This window comes from Allocatelliglobosispora scoriae, assembly GCF_014204945.1.
In the GTDB taxonomy this organism is placed as follows: Bacteria; Actinomycetota; Actinomycetes; order Mycobacteriales; family Micromonosporaceae; genus Allocatelliglobosispora; species Allocatelliglobosispora scoriae.
Genome location: NZ_JACHMN010000003.1, coordinates 2,043,823 through 2,066,427, shown reverse-complemented (window position 1 = coordinate 2,066,427; position 22,605 = coordinate 2,043,823). Strand labels below are relative to the sequence as shown.

General features: G+C 72.5%; 17 protein-coding genes. 8 read left to right on the top strand and 9 right to left on the bottom strand.

Annotated elements, in window-relative coordinates; genetic code table 11:
• Window positions 1–16: 16 nt before the first annotated feature.
• The 3 genes from F4553_RS35425 to F4553_RS35415 all read left to right on the top strand — a co-directional run bounded on the left by F4553_RS35425 (window position 17) and on the right by F4553_RS35415 (window position 2,919).
• A complete protein-coding gene (locus F4553_RS35425; RefSeq protein ID WP_184847330.1) occupies window positions 17–961 on the top strand; it encodes an ROK family protein in 945 nt (314 codons plus the stop codon).
• Between the two features lie 276 nt (window positions 962–1,237).
• Window positions 1,238–1,663, top strand: coding sequence for a hypothetical protein (locus tag F4553_RS35420; RefSeq protein ID WP_184845312.1), 426 nt, complete (start codon window positions 1,238–1,240; stop codon window positions 1,661–1,663).
• Window positions 1,664–1,968: 305 nt separating this feature from the next.
• Window positions 1,969–2,919 (top strand): LysR family transcriptional regulator, encoded by a 951-nt coding sequence (locus tag F4553_RS35415; RefSeq protein WP_184845306.1) that lies wholly within the window; start codon window positions 1,969–1,971, stop codon window positions 2,917–2,919.
• On the opposite strand, the gene F4553_RS35410 is transcribed toward F4553_RS35415, so the two are convergent.
• Window positions 2,867–3,562, bottom strand: a complete 696-nt coding sequence (locus F4553_RS35410; protein ID WP_184845304.1) for a response regulator transcription factor — start codon at window positions 3,560–3,562, stop codon at window positions 2,867–2,869. The two genes, F4553_RS35415 and F4553_RS35410, sit on opposite strands and share 53 nt — an antisense overlap.
• 169 nt (window positions 3,563–3,731) lie before the next feature.
• On the opposite strand from F4553_RS35410, the gene F4553_RS35405 reads away from it, so the two are divergent.
• On the top strand, window positions 3,732–6,209 hold the full coding sequence (locus F4553_RS35405; RefSeq protein WP_184845303.1) for a collagenase: 2,478 nt from the start codon (window positions 3,732–3,734) through the stop codon (window positions 6,207–6,209).
• Window positions 6,210–6,316: 107 nt separating this feature from the next.
• Here F4553_RS35405 and yidC read toward each other — a convergent pair whose 3' ends face one another.
• From yidC to F4553_RS35385, 4 genes are all read right to left on the bottom strand, one after another.
• The gene (gene yidC, locus F4553_RS35400) at window positions 6,317–7,012 is read right to left on the bottom strand and encodes a membrane protein insertase YidC (protein WP_184845300.1); all 696 of its coding nucleotides are present in this window, start codon (window positions 7,010–7,012) and stop codon (window positions 6,317–6,319) included.
• Window positions 7,013–7,082: 70 nt separating this feature from the next.
• On the bottom strand, window positions 7,083–7,385 hold the full coding sequence (locus F4553_RS35395) for a DUF6412 domain-containing protein (protein WP_184847536.1): 303 nt from the start codon (window positions 7,383–7,385) through the stop codon (window positions 7,083–7,085).
• Between the two features lie 205 nt (window positions 7,386–7,590).
• Complete coding sequence (locus F4553_RS35390; RefSeq protein ID WP_184845298.1) at window positions 7,591–10,743, bottom strand: GH92 family glycosyl hydrolase; 3,153 nt, start codon at window positions 10,741–10,743, stop codon at window positions 7,591–7,593.
• A 192-nt stretch (window positions 10,744–10,935) separates the two neighbouring features.
• Window positions 10,936–11,856: an SMP-30/gluconolactonase/LRE family protein gene (locus F4553_RS35385; protein WP_184845296.1), complete on the bottom strand. Its 921-nt coding sequence runs from the start codon at window positions 11,854–11,856 to the stop codon at window positions 10,936–10,938.
• 187 nt (window positions 11,857–12,043) lie between these two features.
• Between F4553_RS35385 and F4553_RS42095 the strand changes: the two genes are divergently transcribed.
• Complete coding sequence (locus F4553_RS42095) at window positions 12,044–12,961, top strand: GNAT family N-acetyltransferase (protein ID WP_184845294.1); 918 nt, start codon at window positions 12,044–12,046, stop codon at window positions 12,959–12,961.
• A gap of 101 nt (window positions 12,962–13,062) precedes the next feature.
• On the opposite strand, the gene F4553_RS35375 is transcribed toward F4553_RS42095, so the two are convergent.
• From F4553_RS35375 to F4553_RS35365, 3 genes are read right to left on the bottom strand one after another with little or no spacing between them, the layout of a single operon-like run.
• Window positions 13,063–13,890 (bottom strand): ABC transporter ATP-binding protein, encoded by an 828-nt coding sequence (locus tag F4553_RS35375; RefSeq protein WP_184845292.1) that lies wholly within the window; start codon window positions 13,888–13,890, stop codon window positions 13,063–13,065.
• Window positions 13,887–16,427 carry an FtsX-like permease family protein gene (locus tag F4553_RS35370; RefSeq protein ID WP_184845290.1) on the bottom strand — a complete coding sequence of 847 codons (2,541 nt, stop codon included), beginning with the start codon at window positions 16,425–16,427 and terminating at the stop codon, window positions 13,887–13,889. The genes F4553_RS35375 and F4553_RS35370 overlap by 4 nt, the downstream gene beginning before the upstream one ends.
• Window positions 16,424–19,540 carry a hypothetical protein gene (locus F4553_RS35365; protein WP_221470610.1) on the bottom strand — a complete coding sequence of 1,039 codons (3,117 nt, stop codon included), beginning with the start codon at window positions 19,538–19,540 and terminating at the stop codon, window positions 16,424–16,426. The genes F4553_RS35370 and F4553_RS35365 overlap by 4 nt, the downstream gene beginning before the upstream one ends.
• A gap of 296 nt (window positions 19,541–19,836) precedes the next feature.
• Between F4553_RS35365 and F4553_RS35360 the strand changes: the two genes are divergently transcribed.
• The gene (locus F4553_RS35360; RefSeq protein WP_184845286.1) at window positions 19,837–21,351 is read left to right on the top strand and encodes an ATP-dependent DNA ligase; all 1,515 of its coding nucleotides are present in this window, start codon (window positions 19,837–19,839) and stop codon (window positions 21,349–21,351) included.
• A gap of 31 nt (window positions 21,352–21,382) precedes the next feature.
• Window positions 21,383–21,688, top strand: coding sequence for a hypothetical protein (locus F4553_RS35355; RefSeq protein ID WP_184845284.1), 306 nt, complete (start codon window positions 21,383–21,385; stop codon window positions 21,686–21,688).
• A gap of 17 nt (window positions 21,689–21,705) precedes the next feature.
• On the opposite strand, the gene F4553_RS35350 is transcribed toward F4553_RS35355, so the two are convergent.
• On the bottom strand, window positions 21,706–22,200 hold the full coding sequence (locus F4553_RS35350) for an NUDIX domain-containing protein (protein WP_184845282.1): 495 nt from the start codon (window positions 22,198–22,200) through the stop codon (window positions 21,706–21,708).
• A 105-nt stretch (window positions 22,201–22,305) separates the two neighbouring features.
• Between F4553_RS35350 and F4553_RS35345 the strand changes: the two genes are divergently transcribed.
• Window positions 22,306–22,602 (top strand): hypothetical protein, encoded by a 297-nt coding sequence (locus F4553_RS35345; protein ID WP_184845280.1) that lies wholly within the window; start codon window positions 22,306–22,308, stop codon window positions 22,600–22,602.
• Window positions 22,603–22,605: the final 3 nt, after the last annotated feature.

Here is a 22,605-nt window from a genome sequence, read left to right as displayed (position 1 = left end):
GCCTGTCGCCGTGCGCATGCGTCACGCCGACCACCCTACCTCTGAACAGCTCGTCCTCGCCGTCGACATCGGTGGCACCAAACTCGCCGCCTGCCTCGCCGGACCGGACGGGCTGATCGGCGAACCGGTCTCCACCCCGACGCCGAAGGGCGACGGCGAGGAGGTCTTCGCCGCCCTCGCCGGTATCATCGGCAAGGCTCTCGACGGGCGGCGGGTCGACGGCATCGGCATCGGCGCGGCCGGACCGCTGGAGCTCAAGAGCGGCACGCTGAGCCCGGTCAACATCTCCGGCTGGCGCTCCTTCCCCATCGTGGAACGCGTCTCCGACCTGGTCCCGAACGTGCCGGTGGTCCTCGCGGGCGACGGCAACTGCGCGGCCGCCGGCGAGCACTGGCTCGGTGCCGGGCGCGGCCACGACGACCTGCTGGTGCTCGTGGTCTCCACCGGTGTCGGCGGCGGCCTGATCATCGGCGGCCGCCTGATGCACGGCCCGACGGCGAACGCCGGGCACCTCGGCCACGTCGTGGTGGACCTGCACGGCGACCGGTGCCCGTGCGGCGGCATCGGCTGCGTCGAGTCGATCGCGAGCGGGCCCAGCATGGCGAAGTGGGCGCTGCGCAACGGCTGGCGCCCCGACGGGCCGCCGACGGCGATCACGCTGGACATCGCCGCACGGGGCGGGGACCGGATCGCCATGCAGGCCTTCGAGCGGGCCGGGCAGGCGATCGCGGCCGGCATCGTCACCGCCGCCGCGCTCTGCGATGTCGACCGGGCGATCATCGGCGGCGGGGTCGCCCGGGCCGGGGACCTCCTCTTCGACCCGGTCCGCCGGTACCTGCGCGACTACGCCAAGCTGGAGTTCCTGCAGCGGCTCAATGTCGTACCCGCCGAGCTCGGCACCAACGCCGGGTTGGCCGGCGCCGCCGCCCTCGTCCTGGAGCCGGGCCGCTACGCACCCTGAGGCGACCACCCGACGCGCGGGCGGCGGGCCCGGGGTGGAGGTCTCGGGGCGAGTACGCCTACCGACCCGCCATCACGGGTGCGCCACCACCTCCGGGCGTGGTCTAAGAACCCCTGACGTGGATGGCCCGGCCGGCACGGTCGATGTTCGTGTCCGATGTGGATTGACTGGTTCGCTGTGCCCCACAAGGACATTGCGCCGACACCACGACGTGTGTCATGCCCGCTCGCCACGATGCTCCGGTCCGATCAGGAATGTCGACCCCTGGGAGAATGAGTGCTGAAACGACTTGCGCAACTGGTCACCCTCGCGCCGACGGCCACCGTCGGCGTGTTCGTCTTCGCGACACCCGCCCTCGCCGTGGGAGGCTGCACGCCGTCGTCCATCCTCTCGCCGTGCGTCGACTGGGGCGCCGGCGCCGACAACATCCGGGCGGACTTCTACCTGGACACGGCCCCCAGCAACAACCGCTACTACTACCGGGTCGCCATCCACGTCATCCGCGGCAGCGACGACAACGGCATGTGGGTGTCGGCGAAGACCCGATTCACCACCACCGGGCACTACTGCTGCTGGTACCGCTACTGGCCCCTCGGCCACCCGCCGGTCGAACCGGCCAAGATGAAGACCGTGATCTACATCTACAACAGCGCCAGCGTCCTCTACGAGGTCCGATCAAGCCCGATCGTCACCTTCCCCTGATGCCGGGTCGACCTGACGCGGCGGCACGCCGACACGGGTAGGAGCGGACGCGCCGACGGCATGCGAAACCCCTGAGGCACCCCGCTTCCAGATGGCGGAACGCTCATCGCCGGTCCGGCGGTGAGCGTTCCGCCATCTGTCCTACCGGCGGTAACGCGGGCACCAGCGGCGTGCGGAAACCGTCCGGGGGCGCGCCGGTGCCCGCGCTCCGCGGACGCGAGCAGCCGCCGCGGCCGATCTCAGCCGCTCGGACTCCGAGGTACCCCGCCGCGCGAGCGGGGCGGGTGCCGGATAATGAGACTTTCATGAGGCTTGAGCTGCGCCACCTACGAACCCTCTGCGCCATCGCCGACGCCGGCAGCCTGGGCGCGGCGGCCGTCGCGCTGGGCTTCTCCCAACCCGCGATGAGCACCCAGCTGCGCCGGCTGGAAGAGCTGCTCGGTGGGCAGCTCTTCGTCCGCAGCGCGGCCGGCGTGGGCCTCACCCCTTTCGGCAGCGATGTCATCGACCAGGCCCGCGACATCCTGTCGCGGGTCGACGCGCTGACCCGGGGCCCGATGCCGACACCCGCGCCGGACGGGCCGGTGACGCTGCGGCTGGGTGCGACCATCACCCCGGTCGTGGCCGATCTCGTCGCCCGGCTCGCCGCCGAGCACCCCGAGGTGTCGGTGACGGTGAAGAGCGAATACTCGATCGGCGCGCTGGTGGAGCTGCTCGAGGCGGACCTGATCGACGTGGCGCTGGTGCTGGACTACCCCGGTCGGGAGCTGCGGCACTCGGCGGCGATCGCGCACCGGGCCTTCGCCCTGGAACCCGCCTTCGTCGCGCTGCCGTCGGGGCACCGGATGGCGCAGCGGACCGAGGTGCCGCTGGCGGAGCTCGCCGGGGAGGCCTGGTTCGTCACCCCGGACGACGGCGCGGGCTGGCCGGATGTCTTCTACGAGGCGTGCCGGCAGGCCGGGTTCGCCCCGGTGCGCACGCACGAGTTCCTGGACGAGAAGAACATGCAGCGCATGATCGTGGCGGGCGTCGGCATCTCGGCCTGCCAGCCCACGATGAAGCCGATCTACGGCATGGTGGTGAAACCGATCGCTGGCTCGCCGATCCGCTACCGGCAGCTGCTGGCGTGGCGGCGGGAGAGCCCGGCCGCGCAGCTCGCCCCGGCGCTGCACCAGCTCGCCACGGAGGTCTACCGCGAGCTGGTCACGCAAACGTCGCACTACCACGCCTGGACTCTGCGTCGAGAGCGAGCCTGAAGCCGACGCTGCGTACGGTGTGCAGGTAGCAGGGCCGGGCGGCGGTCTCGCCGAGCTTGCGCCGCAGCCAGCTCAGGTGCACGTCGATGGTCCGGTTGTGGTCGCCGTGCGGCTCGTGCCAGACCGCGTCGGCGAGCTCCTGCCGGGACACCACCTCGCCGGCCCGCGCGGTGAGGTAGCTGAGCAGGTCGAACTCCAGGCGGGACAGGGCCAGCGGCACCCCGTCGAGCCAGGCCTGCCGGGTCGCGGGGTCGACGGTGAGGCCGCCGCTCGTCATCGGGCGGTCGCGCGGGGCGGCCCGGCCGAGCAGCGCCAGCCAGACCCGGGCGAGGAGCTGCGCGGCGGAGAAGGGCTTGGCGAGGAAGTCGTCGGCGCCCGCGGCGAGCAGCCGCCCGAGCTCGGGGTGCCAGGCGGAGTCGATGAGCACGATCGCGGCCGGGGTACGCGAGCGCAGCACCGCGACGCCCTCTCCCCCGGTGACGCCGAGATCGACGAGGGCGAGGTCGGCGCCGTCGGTGGCGAGCGCCTCGCAGGCCACGGCGACGGAGGGGCTGCGGCGGACGCGGTGGCCCGCCTCGCGCAGGACCCGGCTGATCGCGGGGCTGGTGGTGGACTCGGTGATGAGCAGGATGTCGGGAACCATGGGTCCTCCGCTCGGTTGCCGCCATTGTGATCAATGGATATCCCGGCGGCAAGGCGCCCGCGCGGATGTTAGGGCCGGTCATAGCGAAGCGTCGCGGGGCCGCACGGGACATCAAGGCAGTCTTAAATGTGCTGGAAGACGACGTGCACCGGTCGTAGCGTCCGGCGCCATGAAGACACCCCTGGGAACAGTCCTTATTGGAGTAATGGTGGCGGCGATCGGTGGCACGCTGACCGTGGCGCCGGCTCACGCCGTACCCCCCGCGTCGTTGATCGGGGCGGCCTCGGCCGGTGCCGCGCCGCGGACCGCGACCGCGGCGGACGTGGCGGCGGATCGCGGCAGCGCGCTGAACCCCTCGGCGCGACCGCCGGTGGCGCCGCAGCATGGAGCGCCCTCGCATCGCGGGCTGGTCGGCACGGCCGCCGCGTGCAGTGCCGCGGACTTCGGGTCGCGGACCGGGACGGCGCTGGTCAGCTTCGTCAAGGCGGCGACGGTCGACTGCGTCAACACGCTCTTCTCGATCACCGGGACCACGGCGAACAGCGTCTTCCGCGAGGCGCAGATGACGACGATCGCCTATGCGCTGCGGGACACCTCGGCGACCTATCCGGGCGACAACTCGACGAGCGCGCTGCAGCTCGTGGTCTTCCTGCGGGCGGGCTACTACGTGCAGTTCTACCACCCCGGCGACGTCGGGACCTACGGATCCGTTCTGGTCACGGCGATCCGGGCCGGGCTGGACCGGTTCTTCGGCTCGGCACGCTCGACCGATGTCAACGACGCCAACGGCGCGGTGCTCAGCGAGGCCGTGATCCTCATCGACAGCTCCGGCGAGAACGTGCGCTACCTCTTCGTCGTGAAGCGCCTGCTCACCGGCTTCAATTCCGCCTACGACGCGTCGTGGTACATGCGCAGCGCGGTCAACGCGACCTTCACCGTGCTGTGGCGCGGGCACCAGCTCCCGGCCTTCCTCGCGGCGGTCGTGGCCGACCAGAGCGTCCTCGACGTGCTCTACTCCTTCGTCAGCGCCAACATCGGGCTGCTGGGGACCGACAGCGGCTACCTCGTCGCCAACGCGGGCGGCGAGCTCACCCGCTTCCTCGACACCCCGGCGCTGCTCACCACGGTGCGCGGGCAGGCCAAGGGCCTGCTGAACCTGTCGGCGATGACCGGTCCACGGGCATCCCTCTGGGTACGCGTCGCCGACCTCGCGTCCTATCTCGACGGTGCCAACTGCGCCTACTACGGCATCTGCGGCTTCGAGACGGCGCTCGCCGCGGCGGTGCTGCCGATCACCCACACCTGCTCGGCCAGCCTGAAGATCCGGGCGCAGGACATCTCGGCGGCGAACCTCGCGGCGAGCTGCACCAGCCTCGCCGGCCAGATCGCCTCCTTCCACACCCTGGTCCGCGACAACGGCGTGCCCGTCGCCGACGACTTCAACAGCACCCTGGAGGTGGTCGCGTTCCACAGCAGCGACGACTACCAGACATACGCGGGCGTGCTGTTCGACATCGACACCAACAACGGCGGGATGTACCTGGAGGGCGACCCCGCCACGCAGGGAAACGTGCCCCGGTTCATCGCCTACGAAGCCGAGTGGCTGCGGCCGGTCTTCGCGATCTGGAACCTCAACCACGAGTTCACGCACTACCTCGACGGCCGGTTCGACACCTACGGCGACTTCACCCGGACGGTCTCGGTGCCGAACATCTGGTGGGTCGAGGGCGTCGCGGAGTACGTCTCCTACACCTATCGGGGCGTGAACTACGACGCGGCGATCACGGCTGCCGGGCAGCACACCTACGCCCTGAGCACGCTCTGGGGCACCACCTACGACAACAGCGATTCCAGCCGGATCTACTCGTGGGGCTACCTCGCGGTGCGCTACATGTTCGAGAAGCACCCGGCCGACATCCACGCGATGCTGGCCCGCTTCCGGGTCAACGACTACACCGGCGGCCGCGCCGTCTACGCCACCACGATCGGCACCCGCTACGACGCGGACTTCCAGACCTGGCTGACGGCGTGCGCGGCCGGGGCCTGCGCGGGCACTCCCCCGGTGAACACCCCGCCGACCGCCCGCTTCACCTCGGCCGTGACCGGGCTCAGCGCCGCCTTCACCGACGGCTCGACCGACGCCGACGGCACGATCACCGGCCGGTCCTGGTCGTTCGGCGACGGCACCTCGTCGACGGCGGCGAACCCGGTGCACGCCTATGCCACCGCCGGCACCTACCAGGTCACGCTCACCGTCACCGACAACCTCGGCGCGACCGGCAGCGTGACGAACCCGGTCGTCGCCACCTCGGCCGCGCCGGAGTGCACCGGCGCCGACATCCGGACGCTGGACCGCAACTGCAGGCGCAGCGGGCTCGCGGCGAGCGCCGGGCAGCTCTACTACCTCTACATCTACCTGCCCGCCGGGGTGAGCACGCTGACGATCACGTCGGCGGGCGGCACCGGCAACGCCGATCTGTACTACAACGCGTCGACGTGGGCGACGAGCACCGCCTACACCTCGCGGTCGGTGAACGCGGGCAACACCGAGCAGCTCACGGTGTCGAATCCCGCTGCGGGCTACCGCTACATCAGCCTCTACGCCACCACGGCGTTCTCGGGGGTGTCCGTCACCACCAGGTACTAGCGCCGCAACTCTTGAAGCGTTGCGGTGCTCATGACGCCGACCACTGGGTCGGCCCGTGAACACGGGTCCCTCGCCGCGGGAAGGGTGGCGGGGGACCCGTCTCGGCGTCAGGCGGGCTCGGGGATGCCGCGCCGGAGCAGCAGGTTCTCGGCGGCGGTCCAGGCGGTCGTCGTCGCCAGGTACATCCCGGCGGCGAGCGGCAGGAACGCGGCGCTGATCAGGATCGCGTAGGGCGCCACCTGGGCGAGCTTCATCAGCAGCCCCTCCGGCGGCTTGGGCTGCAGCAGCGCCAGTTTCGCCACCCGGCGCGAGCCGAGCCACGCCAGCAGCGACAGCACCGCGAAGAGCACGAGGAAAACCCACGCCTGCGCACCCAGGCTGGGCAGCTGCGGCACGAACCGAGCACTCAGCGGTACGCCGAACAGCCGCTCGGTGAGCAGCCCGTTGCCGTGGCCGCCGATCGTCGTACTGGCGAAGAGCTGGTAGAGGACGATGAAGAACGGCACCTGGACCAGCATCGGCAGCAGCCCGGCGAAGGGCGAGATCTTCTCGCCCCGATAGAGCTCGGTGAGCTTGCGCGTCATCGTGGGCAGGTCCTTGGCGTGCTCGCGCTGCAGCTCGGCGACGCGGGGAGCCAGGCGCGACTTCGCCTTCTCGCCCCGCACGGCGGCCCGGGTCAGCGGGTGCAGCAGGAGGCGGACGGCGATGGTGACCGCGATCACGGCGGCAGCGGCGCCGCCGATCGGTGCCAGCGCGGCGGTGATCTGTTGCAGGAGGGTGTAGGCACCCTGGACTGGAGACATGGCGAAACCCCTGGGGATTGTCGAGACGAGGACAACCGTCGGGCCGGTGAGCGCGCTGGTGCAGCGGCTCTTACCCGGCCAGGGGATTCGGTGACGGGGCTCGCGGGCGGGGTCGCCCGGCCGCATCCGGGTCGCGCTGCCGGGAGACGGCGGTGCGCCGGGACCGGTCGCGCAGGCTCGCCCCGAGGACCGCTCGGCCCGTGGGGACGGGCATCCCGGCGAGGGTGCGCAGCGCCAGCACGATGCTGATGACCAGAGCGGCGACGCTGACGACGGCGCCGGTGAGGCTCGGCCCGGTGACGATCGCACCGGCGGCGGAGCACAGCGTCAGCCACAGCAGCGGTGCCCAGCGGGGCGCGGCGACGGCAGACATGCCGACAGGATATCCCCCGCCCGCAACAGCCGCGCGCTCCGCGGCCCCGTCACGTTTTGCAGCAAAGCGTGGCCATTTCTCGTGTCGAGGGCACGCTTTGCTGCAAAACGTGACGGGGGCGAGCCCGGCGGCGATCTTGGTGTCCGCCCGGGCCGGTGCGGTCGGCGTGCGCATCGGCCCGGGCGGCGATTCGGGAATACCCAGGTCAGGCGTAGGCCTCGAATTCGTAGATCCGGGCCGCGCCGTCGGTGGTCTGGGTCGGTGTGGCGATCGTCAGCCGGACATACCTGGCCGGAGTCGTGCTGATCGGGTGGTTCGTCACGCTCGCCGTGTTGCCGGTGACCGTGACGACGTTGGTCCAGGTGGTGCCGTCGGCGGAGACCTGGATGGAGAAGTCGCGGGTGTTCCAGTCGGTGCTCTCGCCACCGGCACCCGCGTGCCGGACGGTGAAGGACTGGAGCGCCGCCGACGAGCCCAGGTCGACCTGGAGGGTCTTGCTCGCCGCCACCGTGCAGAACTTGTCCGCGTTTCCGCCGGTCACACTGCCGTTGACCGCCTTCTCCGGGCCCTCGGTGGTGCCGCACGCCGCCGAGCCGGTCGCGGGCTTGTTGAGCGCCACGTTGACCAGGCCGCCGCCACCCCCGCCGAAGACCTCGAACTCGGCGATCCGGGCGGCGGTGTTGCCGTCGTTCGCCGGGGTGGTGATGTTGAGCTTCACGTACCGGGCCGACGCCGTGGCGATCGGGTGATAGGTGCGGCTCGACCGGTTGCCGGTGGCCGTCGCCCGGGTGGTCCAGGTGGTGCCGTCGAGGCTGGTCTGGATGGTGAAGGCGCCGGTGTTCCAGCCGGTGTTCTCGCCGCCGAGCCCGGCGTGCTTGACGACGAACGACGAGACGTTCTGCGCGGAGCCGAGGTCGACCTGGAGGAACTTCGTCCCCGTCGCGAGCGAGCACCACTTGCTCGCCGCTCCCAGAACGCCGTCGAACGCGAGCGCCGGTCCCTCGGTGGCGGCGCAGGGGGTCGAACCGGTCGCGGCCTTGCCCTGGGCCAGGTTGGTGCCGAGGCCGGGTGCCGCGGCGGGCGGGGTCCAGCCGTCGTTGAAGGACGGGGGTACGTCGGCGGCACCGGTGCCCCAGCTCGACGGCGAGCCGCCCATCGTGTAGTTGAGCGTGCCGCCGGCGGCGATGTCGGTGTAGCGCAGGTAGTTGCGGGTCTGCGCGGTGCCGTTGAGGTTGAAGCTCTGGACGTACTGGCTCGTCGCACCGGCACCGGAGCCGTTGATCTGGATGTCGCCGGTGGGTCGGTCGATGAGCACCGACGGGAACAGCGGTCCGTGCAGCGCCAGGGTGTCGGCACCGGGAGTGGGCGGATACATGCCGAGCGCGCTCCACACGTACCAGGCTGATGTTGCTCCTAGGTCGTCATTGCCCGGCAGGCCGCCGGCGCCGGTGGTGAACGACTCCGTCATGACCCGGCGCACCGCCGACGACGCGCCCGCGGGGTAGCGCGCGAAGTTGTAGGCCCACGGGACGCCGTGCTCGGGCTCGTTGCCGATGTAGAAGTAGGGCGCGGTGAGACCGCCGTTGAGCTGCGTGAAGTGGTGGTTGAGCCGCTGCACCGCGGTCTGCGGGCCGCCCATCAGGTTGATCAGCGAGGCGAAGTTCCAGTTGACCATCCAGGTGTACTGCGAGGCGTTGCCCTCGGTGTAGCCCGAGTCGCTCGCGGGGCTCAGCGGCCAGGTCCAGGTGCCGTCGGCGTTGCGGTGGTGCACATAGGACGACTCGGTGGAGAAGACGTTGGCCCACCACTGCGAGCGGCCGATGTAGGTGTTGTAGAGCGAGGTGTTGCCCTGTCGCTGGGCGAACTGGGCGACCGCGAAGTCGCTCGCCGAATACTCCTCCGAGTCCGACGGGTCCTCGGTGACGTAGTGCCGGCTGACGTAGCCCGACTGCCGGCCGCGGATCGCGCCGCCCTGGGTGGTGCCGCCGTTGGAGCTGGAGTTCATCAGGTTGAGCGCGGCGGTGCGGTCGAAGTTGGTGACGCCGAAGGCGTTCATGCTGGACACGACGATCGGGCCGGGGTCGCCGGTCATCACGAAGACCTCGTTGTGGTTGTGCGACCACTTCGGGATCAGGCCGCCCTGCTGGCCGTCGATCACCATCGAGTTGGCGATGTCGGCCGCCTCGTTCGGGGCGATCAGCGCGATCAGCGCACCCCAGGACCGGTAGATGTCCCAGCCGGAGTAGTTCTGGTAGATCGTCCGGGTGCTGGTGTGGATCGCGTTGTCGAAGCCGCGGTACTGCCCGTTGGTGTCGCTCGCCACGTTGGGGTTGATGAAGACGTGGTAGAGCGAGGTGTAGAACTTCTGCAGGTCGGCGGCGCTGCCACCCGTCGCCTGGACCCGGTTGAGGATGGTGTTCCAGGCCGTGTCGGCGTTGGCGCGCACGGTGTCGAAGGCGAAGCCGGACTGCTCGGCGGTGAGGTTGGCCTGCGCGTTGGCCTGGCTGACGAAGGAGATGCCGACCTTGACCTGGACCACCCGGTTGCTTGAGGTGTCGAAGTTGAGCCAGCCGCCGGTCTCGGTGCCGCTGACGCTGGTGCCGCCGTTGGTGATCGTGCCACCGGCGAAGGTGCCGACGCTGCTCGGCGCCCGGTCGAACTCCATGCGGTAGAAGACCTGGTAGGTCTTGGACGAGCCGCAGAAGCCGCCGCCGGTGAAGGTGCCGGTGACGGTGCTGCCGGAGATCTGCAGCGACCCGCTGCGGGTGCCGGTCGCGCTGCGGCTGGTGTTGACGAGCACCTTCGCCGTCGTGGTCGCGGGATAGGTCAACCGCATGATCCCGGTACGCGTGGTCGCCGACAGCTCCGCCTGCGTGCCGCCGTAGTTGCTCAGCACCGCCTTGTAGTAGCCCGCCTGTGCCACCTCGGCGGATTTCGTCTGCGTCGCCTGGTAGCTGGTCCAGGAGTTGCCCGGCGAGGCGCCGAGGTTGCCGGTGATCGGCAGGATGCCGAGGTCCTCGTTGTTGGAGCAGCCCGCGCCGTTGAAGTGGGTGAGGCTGAACTCCTGGATCTGGGTGTCGCCGAAGCGGTAGCCCGACGGCGAGGCGGTCGGGGTGTCCGGGCTGAACTGCACCATGCCGAACGGCGCGACCGGCCCGGGGACCGTGCTGCCGCCGGCGCCGCCACCGACCGGGTTGGGCGAGTTGCTGTCGTCGGTGCCGATGAACGGGTTGACGTGCTGCGTCAGCGGGAGCACTGCCGCCTGCACCGCGGGGGCGGCGGTGGTCGTCGTGAGCGCCACGGAGGCGAGGAGGAGGCCGGCGAGTGCCGCGCCGGTTCGGAAGACTGCCTGGGACATGACTGTCTCCTCAGGAGAGGACGGGGTGTGACAACGTTGTCAGGGCAACGCCAGACCCAGATAATTACACATTCTTCAATAAGTCAACCTCCCTGCCCGGACGATCGGGAAGGCGCAACTCTTCAAGAGTTGTTGCTTCAGGCCGGGCGGCCTGAAGCAACAACTCTTGAAGAGTTGCGCTGCGGTGTTGCGTTAGGCCGCGACGCGGACCACGTCGTAGGTGTCCGTGGGGGCCGGGGCCTCGATGTTGAAGCGGCCGTTCACGGCGTAGATGCTCGTGCCGAAGGCGCCGATCGTCGCCGGGATGTCGAAGGCGGGCGAGGTCAACTGCCCGATCGGCCGGGCCACACCGCCGTCCGCGTCCAGCCGGAACTTCGAGATCGCGTTGTCGAAGTTGCGCACGACATAGAGCACACCGCCCCGGCGCAGCAGCCCGTCGGCGTTGGCCGCGCTGCCGCCGCGCAGATCCACCACGCTCGACCCACCCGTCGCCGGGTCGAAGCGGACCAGCCGCGCCGCGACCATCTGGCCGATGATCAGCGCGCCGCACTCCGTCGACTCGATGCCGTTGTTGAACGCGTCCACCTCGGCGAGCGGTCCCGTCGGCGTGACCGTCTCGAACCCGGCCGGTCCGGGCAGTTCGCCGTGGCGGCCGATCGGCACCTTCACCAGCACGCCCCGGTAGGAATCGGTGAACCAGACCGCCCGGCCGGTCGCCTTGGCGTCATTGACGAAGCTGCCGCCGAAGTCCCACTCGGCGAGCCGCCGCCCGGTCGAGGCCTGGTAGACCGCCGCGCCGACCCCGGTGCAGACCCACAGGCGGCCGCGATCGTCGAGCTCCAGGCCGATCGCCTGGCTGCCGGGCCGTCCGGGGATGAAGAGCCCACCCCGGCCGTCCCGCAGATCGCCGCGGTAGATCGCCCCATCGACGAGGGAGCCGACGTAGAACGTGGTGCCCGCGCCGATGGCGATGCCCTCGGGCTGGAACCCGTCCGGCAGGCCGATGATGTCCGGAAAACCGCCACCGGCCTGCGCGGCCTCGGCAGCGGCGATCGAGGTCAGGGCGCCACCGGTCGCTGCCAGTGCGGCCTTGAAGACTGTGCGACGAAGCATTTGTTATCACATCTCCCGTTTGAGTTTGAGTGAGGTAAATGCGTGGCGCGCCACTGTAGAGACACCGTGTCCCGGCCGACCGGTTGTCAGGTGGAGCCCAGATTTAGGGTTTCGAAACCATCACGCTCGGCGGAGCCGGTGCGACGCCGGCGGGCGGTGCCGGCGGGGCGGCCGTAGGCTCGGTCGGGTGACGACGACACGACCGGCCACGGCCGACGAGACCGACAACTGGAGCGCCGGGTGGCAGGCACGGCTGCACTCCGGGCTCGGCAGCCACCCGCTCCCGTCGGGGGCGGTCAACCAGCACGTCCAGCGGCGGCTGCAGCAGCTCTCCAGCGCCTCGGAACGGGCGATCGAGTGCCTCGTCGACGAGAGGGGCACGGCTGTCGGGGTCGTCGTCATGACCATGCCGGGGCGGGCGGACGGGAACGCGTACCTGCTGGACATCTGGGTGGAGCCGGAGCACCGGCGGCGCGGCCACGGGCGGGCGGCGCTGGCGTGGGCGGGGAGCTGGGCCGTCAAGCACGGTGGCCGACCGGCCTTTGGGATCGATCCGAGCGACCCGGCGCAGGTCGCGCTGCTGGGCGACTTCCCGGTGCGGGCCCGGCAGATGGTCAAGGCCGTCGCGGAGCCGATCGAGCTGCCGCCGGGCGTGGTCGGACGGCCGATGACCGACGCCGAGTTCACCGGCTGGCGCGCCGAGCAGGTGGAGGCCTACGCGGTGGAGAAGGCCGAGGCCGGGCTCGGCACGATCGAGGAGAGCCGGGCGCAGTCGGCGGCGGAGTTCGACGAGCTGCTGCCGGGCGGGGTCGCCACGGCCGGGCACGCGCTCCGGTGCGTAGAGGTCGGCGGCGAGGTCGTCGGCACGGTCTGGATCGGCCACGGCTACGCGCCCGAGATGAGCTGGGTCTACGGCGTGGAGGTGGCCGAGGCGCACCGGGGTCGCGGCTACGGCCGAGCGGCGATGCTCCTCGGCGAGCAGACCACCCTCGAGGGCGGCAACAGCTGGTTGGGCCTCAACGTCTTCGGCCCCAACGAGCGCGCCCTGTCCCTCTACCGCTCCCTCTCCTACGACGTCTTCGAGGAGCGCCGCGCCGCGGACTGACCGCCCCAAAATTCGCGTTGATCAAGGGAAGACTCACCATCTCGGGTGTCCGATATGCGGCGAGTCTTCCCTTGATCAACGCGAATTTTGGAGCGGCCCGGTCAGCGTTCGGCCTCGAATGTCACGGTGCCGTCGGTGTCGTCGACGGTGAAGAGGGTGCCGGGCGGATAGCTCTCCAGCATCGCGGGGGGCAGCTGGACCGTGCCGTCGCCTGCCACCACCGCGAATTCGCGGCCGCCACGGCCTTCGGCGCCGACGCGGCCGTCGCGGATCGTGACCACGCGGCCGAACGCCTCGCCGACCATCGGGTCGTGGGTCACCGCGACGATCGTGGTGCCGCGCTCGCGGTTGACCCGGTCCAGGGCCTCCAGGACCTCGTCGCGGGCGTCGTGGTCGAGCTGGCTGGTCGGCTCGTCGACGAGGAGCAGGCCGGGCGAGGCGGCGAGGCCCACCGCCAGCGCAGCCCGCTGGCGGGCGCCCGGCGGCAGGTCGAGGATGCGGCGGTGACCCGAGCCGAGCAGGCCGACCAGTCCGGCGATCGTCTCGGGCGGCTCGACGTCGGCGGGGCGGACCTTGCGGGCGCGCCGCTGGGCGAGCCACAGGTTCTCCTCCAGCGTGGCATAGGGCAGCAGGTTGCGGTTGGCGCCCTGCAGCACCACGCCGATGTCGGTGCCGCGCAGCCGGGCGAGCTCGGCGTCGGTGAGCTTGCCGATGTCGACGAGCCCCACCTGGACCCGGCCCGCGCTCGGCCGCATCAGCCCGGAGAGCAGCGCGACCAGGGTGGACTTGCCGGAGCCGGACGGGCCGACGAGGGCCACCTTCTGACCGGGCGCGATCTCCAGGTCGACTCCGGCGAGGGCGACGACATCGCCGCCCTCGGCCCGGTAGATCTGCACGACGCGGCGGCAGATCACGGCGAGACCGTTCACTGTGGACTCCTCTCGACGGCGCGGCGCAGCGATGCGGCGGCGAAGGCACTGGTGGTGAGCGCCACCCCGGCGCCCGCCACGACGGCGACGGCGACGAGCCACGGGCTCGGCGGCAGCGCCGGGACGGGTGGTCCGCCGCCGTCGGCGAAGAACGGGACGACCGAGCGGGCGACGAGCCACGCGACGGCGGTGGCGGCGAGACCGGCGAGGGCGGCGGCGGTGACGAGGACGGCGTACCCGCCGAAGATGTGCGACCAGACGGCGCGGGCGGGCAGGCCCTGCACGCGCAGGGCGCGCAGCATCCGGACCTGGTCCTCGCGCTCGGACTCGGCGGCGACGAGCAGTGCGGCGACGCTGAGCAGCAGCGCGGTGAGCGAGGCGACGACGAAGAACCGCAGGGCGAGCGCCGGGCCCTGGTCGTCGGCGGCGGCGATCCGGGCGTCGGCGGATGTGGCGGCGGTGATGCCGAGCCCGGCCTGGCGGAGGCGTTCCCGCAGGTCGGCGGGGGCGTCGGCGGCGAGCCAGATCTCGGGTTCGCGGGCGTCGGCGGACTGGTCCTGGGTCGCCGCGATCACCAGGCCCAGATCGGCGAGGCCGCCGCGGGACCCGAGCCGCGGCACGGTGGCGACCGGGGCAGCGCGGGTCACCGGGATCGACGAGCTGAGCGCGCGGACGGACTCCCCGGGCGTACCGGCCGTGATGACGGGCAGTTCGGCGCCGTGCGTGGCCGGGCGGAGGAGGTCGCGCACGGACGACGCCGGCAGGCCGATGGCGGGCCCCCAGTACGCCACCCGGGCGAGCCGGTCGGTGTCGACGGCGAGCATCGGGAACTGCTCGTCGCGCAGGCGTACCACCGCCATGGCGTAGCGGCCCTCGGGGTCGGCGGCGCGCACGGCGGCGAGCAGCCGGTCGGCGGGGACCGGGCTCACCCGCAGCACCTGGGCGGCGCCGAGGTCGTGCCGGGCCCGGTCGGCGCGGGCGGCCGATCCGGTGACCGCCGCCGCCACGGCGAACCCGGCGACGGCGAAGGCCACGATGAGCAGGGTCAGCAGCCGGGTCAGCGCGGGGCGCCGGGCCACCGCGAAGGCGAACATCGCCGGGGTCAACCGTCCACGATGGAGGGCGAACGCCGCCGCCCGCCCGGCGAGCAGGCTGACGACCCGGCGCGCCAGCAATCCGGCGGCGATCGCGACGAGCAGCGGCGTGAGCAGGGCGATCCCGCTCGGCGCCGTGTCGGCGGTGATCTGGTAGCCGGCGACCGCGGCGAGCAGCACCGCGATCACCTCCCCCAGACCGGCGAGGGCCACCCTCGACCGGGCGGGCGTGCGGCGCAGCAGCGAGGCCACCGGTCCCCGCGACGCCCGCCACTGGGCGAGGGTGGCCACCGCGATCGCGGCGGCCACCGCGATCGCGGCGTATGCGACGGTCTCCCCCGTCAGGGTCACGCCGGGGTCCCCGGGCAGCAGCGCCGCGGAGAGCCGTCCGACGAGGAGCAGGCCGAGCAGCAGCCCGAACGGGGCACCGGCGAGTGCGGGCAGCAGGTATTCGGCGGAGGCGAGCCACCAGCGGGTGCCGGCCGGGACGCCGCGCAGCCCGGCGAGGCCGAACTCCGTGCGCCGCCGCAGCACCCCGGCCGTCACCGCGAGGTGCAGGACGACGAGGGCGAGCAGGACGAGCGGCACGGCGGCGACCTGGATGGCGATCCCGAGCACGGCGTGACTGGCGTCGATGCGGTCGGCGAGGCGGTCGAGGTCGCCGCTGACGGCGTACCCCTCCTGGTCGCCCGTGTCACGCTCGTCCGTGACGAGGGTGCGCAGCGCGCCCAGGTCGGTGAAGGCCTCGGGGCCGGCGATGAAGTCGGTGATGAGGACGGCGTCCTCGAAGGGTGTGCCCATGACGGTCTCGCGCGTGGCGAAGACCGGTGCGCCCTCGGCCGGGTCGTCGCCGGTGTAGCGGCCCGCGCCGTAGGCTCCGGCGACGTCGCCCAGCTCGTAGAGGCCGACGACGGTGACGGCGACCGGCTCGCCCTCGCTGCTGAAGCCGGACCTGGTGACGAGCCCGGCCTCGAATCCGGCGACGCTGCCGACGCCGAGGCCCAGGTCGTGCCCGACCGAGACCGGCAGGACCGCCTCACCGGCACCCGCGACGCAGCGCCCGGCGACGACGACGATGTGCGCGCAGACGTTGCCCCGGTAGACGAGCCACGCCGACGCCTGGGTGTTCGCGCCGGTGACCCGCCCGGCGATCTGCAGCCCGCCGACGGTCTCGAACCCCTTGCGGTAGGGCAGCAGCGGTTCCAGGTCGTCGCTGAACCGCTTGGCCGGGCCGAACGAGCGCGTCACCTCGACGATCCTGGTCCGGCTGATCACCCGCTCCACCGGCGTCGCCTGGGCGACCTCGGCGGTCGTGGCGGCCGACGCCGCGGCGTCGCGGTAGAGCGGCCCGGCGACGGCGCCCAGGGTCGCGATCGCGGCGAGGACGAGCATCGTCAGCGCGGCGCCCCGCCGCTGCCGCAGCATCGCCCGGACCAGCCTCATCGGACACCCGCCGTCGCCGTGGCCAACCGGCGGAGATGGGCTCTCGCCACCAGCCCCGCGAGGCCCGCGAGCAGCACGGCCGCGACGGCGGCGGCGGCCAGCGCGCCCCACACGCCGCTTCCGACGGGTACGCCGGTGGCGCTCCACGCGTCCACGAAGACGGGCGCGGTCCGCCGTGCCTGCGGTGCGGCCGCGATCGCCAGCGCCACCCCGGCGAGCACCGCCGTGCCGGTGAGCAGCGCGTAGTAGAGGTGCACGCTGCGGTGGGCGACCCTGCCGCTCACCCCCTGCACCCGCAGGGCTAGCAGCTCGCGGACCCAGCGGCGGTGCTCGGCGACGGCGGTGATGAGCAGCCCGCCGGCGGCGAGCAGCAGACCGAGCCCGGTCGCCGCCAGCCGCAGCAGGGCAGCCCGCCCGGGGCCGTCGCGCAGCATCCGGTCGGCCCGGTCGGCGACGGTCTCCTCCCGCAGCACGGTCAGCCGTTCGCGCAGGTCGGCGAGGATCTGCGGCGGGGTGTCGGCGGTGGTCCAGACCTCGGTGCCCGCCCGGCCGAGCGGTTCGGCGGCGAGGCGGTCGGCGTACTCGTAGTCCATCAGGTATCCGTCGGCTCCGGCACCGGGCAGGCCGGGCGTGGTGGCGACGACGTGGACCGGCCGGTCGTCGATGGCGAGGACGGGCAGATCGGTCACCTCGTCGGTCTGGGCGATCGAGGGCCGCCCGGCGGCGACGATGGGCAGCGGCACGGGTGCGTCGGCGAGCAGCACCCGCAGATCGGTGCTGATGTGCCGGGGATCGTCGGGTACGTAGGTGGCGCTCAACCACCCGGTGCCGTGGCGCACCGTGATCTCGCCGGGCGCCGTGGTGAAGCCCGACCGCCAGCGGCCCGGCGAGGCGAGGGCGGCGCCGTCGAGGAGGACCTGTTCGGGGCCGGACTGGGCGATCCGCTCGATCCGCAGCGCGTCCGGCGAGAACTCGAACCGCAGGTAGGCGACCCGGCAACCGCCCGAACACCCGGACACCGCCGCCCGGTAGGTCCGCGTGCCCGGCTCCGGCCCGACGAGCAGCCGGACCGGGACCAGCGTGCCGTCGGCCTTCACGAGCTGGAGCTCGACCGGGGTGGCGATGCCGAGGCGCTCGGTGACGGTGACGTCGAGCAGCAGCTCGGTGCCGGTCACCGTGACCGCCGGGTTGACCGGCGGCCGCAGCAGGCCCGCGACGGTCGCGGCGTCCGGCTGACCGGCGGGGGCGTCCCACCCGGCGACGGCGGCGAGGCGCGCGCTGTCGACGGCGAGCACGGCGTGGGCGCCGATCGTGTCCCGGGTCGCGGCCATCGCGTAGCGCCCCTGCGGGTCGGCGGCGCGCACCGCGTCCCGCACCGCCGTGTAGGGCATGCCGGTGACGACGAGGACCCGGTCGGCGCCGAGCTCCAGCCGGGCCCGGTCGAGGAGCGCCGCCGACGTGGTGCGGTAGCCCGAGGCGGCGGTGGCGAAGAGGGCGACCGCGACGATGAGCAGGGCGAGTAGCCGGGGCGCCACCGAGCCCCGGGCGAGCTGGGCGGCGGCGAGGCCCGGTGCGAGGGCGCCCCGGCGGAGCTGGTGGCCGCCGATGCCGACGGTCGCGGTGGTGAGCAGGCGGCCCAGGAGCAGCGCGAAGGCGAGCAGCAGCAGGCCGGGGGCGAGCGGGGTGATGCCCCGGTCCGGCACCCCGACCGCGAGCTGGTAGATCATCACGGCGGCACCGGCGGCGACGATGCCGTCGAGGGGTTGCAGGGCACGTCCGCTGCGGGCCGAGCGGGTGGCGCGCAGGGCGTTGAGGATCGGCGTACGCAGGGCATGCGCCTCCACCACCCCCACGGCGATGGCGGGCAGGAGGACGGCGGCACCGGCGACGGCGAGGTCGACCGGGGTGACCGGTGCCCGTACCAGCGCCCTCCCGGCGAGCGCACCGGCCGCGGCGGCGAGCATGGTCGCCAGGACCGGCCCGGCGGCGGCGAACCACCAGCGGGAGAAGGGCGGCGCGCCCCGCAGCAGCGCCAGGGTGGTGCGCGGCAGCCGCTGTGCCGATGCCGACCGGGCCGCCACCAGCAGCACGAAGGCGCCGATCAGGAGCAGTTCCCCGGCGGTGGCGGTGAGCCCGGCGACGAGGGCATGCTGGTTCTCGGTGACCCGGTGGAGCAGGTCGGGCAGGCGGGTGATGGTGGTGAAGCCGTCGGGCGGGGTGGAGCGCAGTTCCTCGGCCCGGGTCGCGACGGCGGTGAGGTCGGCCGGGAGTGCCGCCGGGTCGAGGGCGAGCAGGTCGGCGGTGACCGTGGTCGAGGTGGTCGGCTCCTGGTCGTCGGCGGACTCCGCGGCGCCGAAGTCCGTACCCGACGTGGCGAGGACGGCGAAGGTCGCCGCATCCGTCAGCGCCGGTGGATCGAGCCGCCGGGGATCGTCGGCGAGGTCGGGCCGGCTCGCCCAGTAGGCCTCCGCACCGGGCCGGGCCGTGTAGGTCGCCGTGATCCGCAGCGCGTGCTCCCGAGGTCCGACCCCCGTCGACACGCTCGCGTGCACCGTGTCGCCGATCCGCAGCCCGAGGGCACCGGCGGTGGCCGCACCGAGCGCGACCTGCCCCGGCCCGGCCGGGCACGCTCCACTGAGGACGACACGGGCGCAGGCGCCCTCGCGGCTGATCAATGCGGTGACCAGGCCTCTGTCCGTCTCGGCCGCCGTCGGTGCTCCCAGGTGGACGGAGAGCTCGCGGGTGAGCACGAGGGTGAGCCCGGTGCCCTCGGCCGCCGTCTCGATCCGGCGCTGCAGCCGCTCGACGCGCCCGCCGTCACCGGTCGGCGTGACCGGCACGGAACCCCGGACGCTGACCACCCGCTCCAGCGGCAGGGCACCGCTGAGCTGGGCGGACCGCAGATCGGCGGTGGCGAGCCGGGTGTACGCCGGAGCCGCCGCCGCGACCACCGCGAGCAGCGCACCGAGCAGGCCGAGCACCGCGAGCTGCCCCGGGTGCGCGCGCACGGTGCGCAGCAGGATCCGCCACATGCCCATCACCCTTCGCCGGACGGCGCCGAGGAACGCTGGGGAGCGCTCCCAGATCGCTATGACGCGGGGAGCATAGATCACGCACCTCGGAGCCCGCTCACCCCGCTCCGGTCACGTTTTGCAGCAAAGCGTGGCCTTCTCGCTTCGCGAGGCCACGCTTTGCTGCAAAACGTGACCGGAGGCCGCGTACGACGGGCCGGCGCGGCGGGACGCCGACGGGCACGTCGACGGGCCGTGGGACCAACTCTTGAAGAGTTGCGGCGATCGTGGCTGGCGGTCGGTCGCGCTCGGCGGATCAGGCCGGCCCGGCGGCCAGGTCTGGTGCGACGGAGGCGGAACCGGTCGCCGGTGTCGGTGGGCGGTGCGAGGATGGGTCGGTGCTCTTCGCAGAGGTGGCGGCGACATCCGCAGCGGTCGCGGCGACATCCGGCCGCAAGGCCAAGATCGAGCTGATCGCCGCCGCCCTGCGCGGCCTGGCGCCCGACGAGATCGAGCCCGGCGCGGCCTACCTCGCCGGGGAGCTGCGGCAGCGCTCCACCGGTGTCGGCTGGGCGAGCCTGCAACAGCCGCCGCCACCGGCCGCTGTCCCGACCCTCTCCGTCGCCGAGGTCCACGCCGCGATCGACCGGATCGCCGCCATCGCGGGCACCGGATCCCAGGCCCGGCGCCGTGACGAGCTGCACCGGCTCCTCGCCGCCGCGACCGCGCCCGAGCAGGCGCTGCTGCGCGGGCTCTTCACGGGCGAGGTCCGCCAGGGCGCGCTCGCCGGGATCCTCGCCGACGCCGTCGCCGAGGCGGCCGCCGTGGACGCCGCGCTGGTCCGGCGCTCGCTGCTGCTCTCCGGCGACCTCTCCGTCGTGGCGGCGGCGGCGCTCACCGGCGGCGCGGCGATCCTGGGCACCTTCGCACTCCAGGTCGGCCGGCCGCTGGCACCGATGCTCGCCCAGCCCGCCGCCGACGTGACCGAGGCGCTCGGCATCACCGGCGTCCCGGCCGTCGTCGACGCCAAGCTCGACGGCATCCGCATCCAGGTGCACCGCGCCGGTGACGAGATCGCCGTCTTCAGCCGCAGCCTCGACGACATCACCGCCCGGCTGCCCGAGGTGGTGGCGGCGGTCCGCACGCTGCCCGGCAGCACGTTCGTGCTCGATGGCGAGGCGCTCGGCCTCGACACCGCGGGTCGGCCGCTGCCCTTCCAGGAGACGGCCCGCCAGGCGGCGAGCCACGGTCGTGGCGGCCTGTTCCCCTACTTCTTCGACCTGCTGCACCTCGACGGCACCGACCTGCTCGACAGCCCCGGGCATGAGCGCTGGGCGGCGCTCGCCGAGCACCTTCCGGCGGAGATGCTGGTCGGGCGGCAGTCCGTCTCGACACCCGAGCAGGCGCAGGCGGCTTTCGACGCGGCGCTGCGGTCCGGGCAGGAGGGCGTGGTCATCAAGGCCGCCGACGCGCCCTACGACGTGGGGCGGCGCGGCGGTGCCTGGGTCAAGGTCAAGCCGCGGCACACGCTCGACCTCGTCGTGCTCGCCGTCGAGTGGGGCCACGGCCGCCGCCAGGGGCTGCTGTCCAACCTGCACCTCGGTGCCCGCGACCCGAGGACGGGCGGGTTCGTCATGCTCGGCAAGACCTTCAAGGGCCTCACCGATGAGACGCTGCGCTGGCAGACCGCGCGCTTCCTCGAGCTCGCGACCGACCGGGACGAGTGGGTGGTGACGGTGCGGCCTGAGCAGGTGGTCGAGATCGCGTTCGACGGGGTGCAGACGAGCCCGCGCTACCCGGGCGGGGTGGCGCTGCGCTTCGCCCGGGTGCTGCGCTACCGCGACGACAAGCGGGCCGACGAGGCGGACACGATCGACGAGGTGCTGCGCATTCGCGGCCGAGCGGCTGATTGATCAAGGTCGGGCGGTGGTCGATGGTGACCCGATGACGCCTGACCCCGACGCCGGCCCCGACCGGTTCCGGCAGCTCCCCGGCCGGATCCTGCCGACCTCGGTCGTCCGGCCCGCGACCGACCGGGCGCCCGCGCCGCAGGTCGAGGAGGTCGTGCCGTTGTCACCGCTCGGCACCCTCACCGCCTATCAGCAGATCGCCGAGGGACTCGCCAAGCCGGAGCGAAGCCGGGCCCAGCGGATCGTCGGCCGGTCGCTCATGGCGTTGGTACTCGCCACCATCGTGGGGGGCTTGATCATCGGTGCGATCGACACGGCGTCCAGGCTGACGGCGCCCTGACCTCCGGAGCCGCTGCCTCAGACGATGACGTGGCCGTCCTCCAGATAGGCGACCGTGCCGGTGGTCCGGGCGGCGATCGCGGCGTGGACCCGGCGGGCGAGCAGCGGCGACAGGAGCCGGCCCACCTCCTCCGCCGTGGCGAAGACATAGCCGCGCAGCTCGACCAGGGGCACCACCATGGTCGCCACCTGGTCCGGGGTGAGCAGGCCGCCGTCGTAGACGAACATCAGCCCCTCGGTACGCCGGTCCGCCGGCGGCACCCAGTCGATCACCAGCAGCCGTCCCGGCGACGTGACGAGGGCGAGTTCCTCGTAGACCTCGCGGACAGCGGCCTGGTAGGGCGACTCCCCCGCCTCGACGGAGCCGCCGGGGATCTCGAAGCTGACCTTGTATGTGGGCTCGACCAGCAACACCCGCTCATCGTCGTCGAAGAAGAGCACTCCGGCGGCGACGCGCTTGCGTGCCAGCGAGGCCGTGTAGTCGGAGTAGACAGTGGTGTTGGTTGCGCTCACTGACGCACCGTAGACGATCCCCTCGGCAAAGTCCGGCCATGTGCGGTTGGCGCGCTCCGGGGAGGGGTATGAGCCCCTCAAGCCGACAACAGAAAGGTGCGAAACATGTCTGGCAAACTGTGGTTCCTGGGCGGTCTCGCCGCCGGTTATGTGCTCGGTACACGAGCGGGCCGGGAGAAGTTCGACCAGCTCGCGCAGACTGTGCGCAAGGTCAAGGACGACCCGGTGGTGCAGGATGCGATCGGGATCGTGCAGGCTGAGGCATCCAAGCTCTACGCCGACGGCCGCAACACGCTCAACGAGAAGCTGAGCCACTCGAAGCTCGGCGAGAAGCTCGCCGAGCGACGGGCCGAGTTGGACACTCCCGCGAACGGCATGCCTGCGGTGAACGCAAAGCCGTAGTGC

What these genes read in the sequence shown, in the direction of transcription:
- F4553_RS35345 (WP_184845280.1), top strand. Translation starts at nt 22,306, where the DNA reads ATGTCTGGCAAACTGTGGTTCCTGGGCGGTCTCGCCGCCGGTTATGTG.
- F4553_RS35425 (WP_184847330.1), top strand. Translation starts at nt 17, where the DNA reads ATGCGTCACGCCGACCACCCTACCTCTGAACAGCTCGTCCTCGCCGTC.
- F4553_RS35410 (WP_184845304.1), bottom strand. Translation starts at nt 3,562, where the DNA reads ATGGTTCCCGACATCCTGCTCATCACCGAGTCCACCACCAGCCCCGCG.
- F4553_RS35415 (WP_184845306.1), top strand. Translation starts at nt 1,969, where the DNA reads ATGAGGCTTGAGCTGCGCCACCTACGAACCCTCTGCGCCATCGCCGAC.
- F4553_RS35395 (WP_184847536.1), bottom strand. Translation starts at nt 7,385, where the DNA reads ATGTCTGCCGTCGCCGCGCCCCGCTGGGCACCGCTGCTGTGGCTGACG.
- F4553_RS35355 (WP_184845284.1), top strand. Translation starts at nt 21,383, where the DNA reads ATGACGCCTGACCCCGACGCCGGCCCCGACCGGTTCCGGCAGCTCCCC.
- F4553_RS35405 (WP_184845303.1), top strand. Translation starts at nt 3,732, where the DNA reads ATGAAGACACCCCTGGGAACAGTCCTTATTGGAGTAATGGTGGCGGCG.
- F4553_RS35370 (WP_184845290.1), bottom strand. Translation starts at nt 16,427, where the DNA reads ATGAGGCTGGTCCGGGCGATGCTGCGGCAGCGGCGGGGCGCCGCGCTG.
- yidC (WP_184845300.1), bottom strand. Translation starts at nt 7,012, where the DNA reads ATGTCTCCAGTCCAGGGTGCCTACACCCTCCTGCAACAGATCACCGCC.
- F4553_RS35390 (WP_184845298.1), bottom strand. Translation starts at nt 10,743, where the DNA reads ATGTCCCAGGCAGTCTTCCGAACCGGCGCGGCACTCGCCGGCCTCCTC.
- F4553_RS35385 (WP_184845296.1), bottom strand. Translation starts at nt 11,856, where the DNA reads ATGCTTCGTCGCACAGTCTTCAAGGCCGCACTGGCAGCGACCGGTGGC.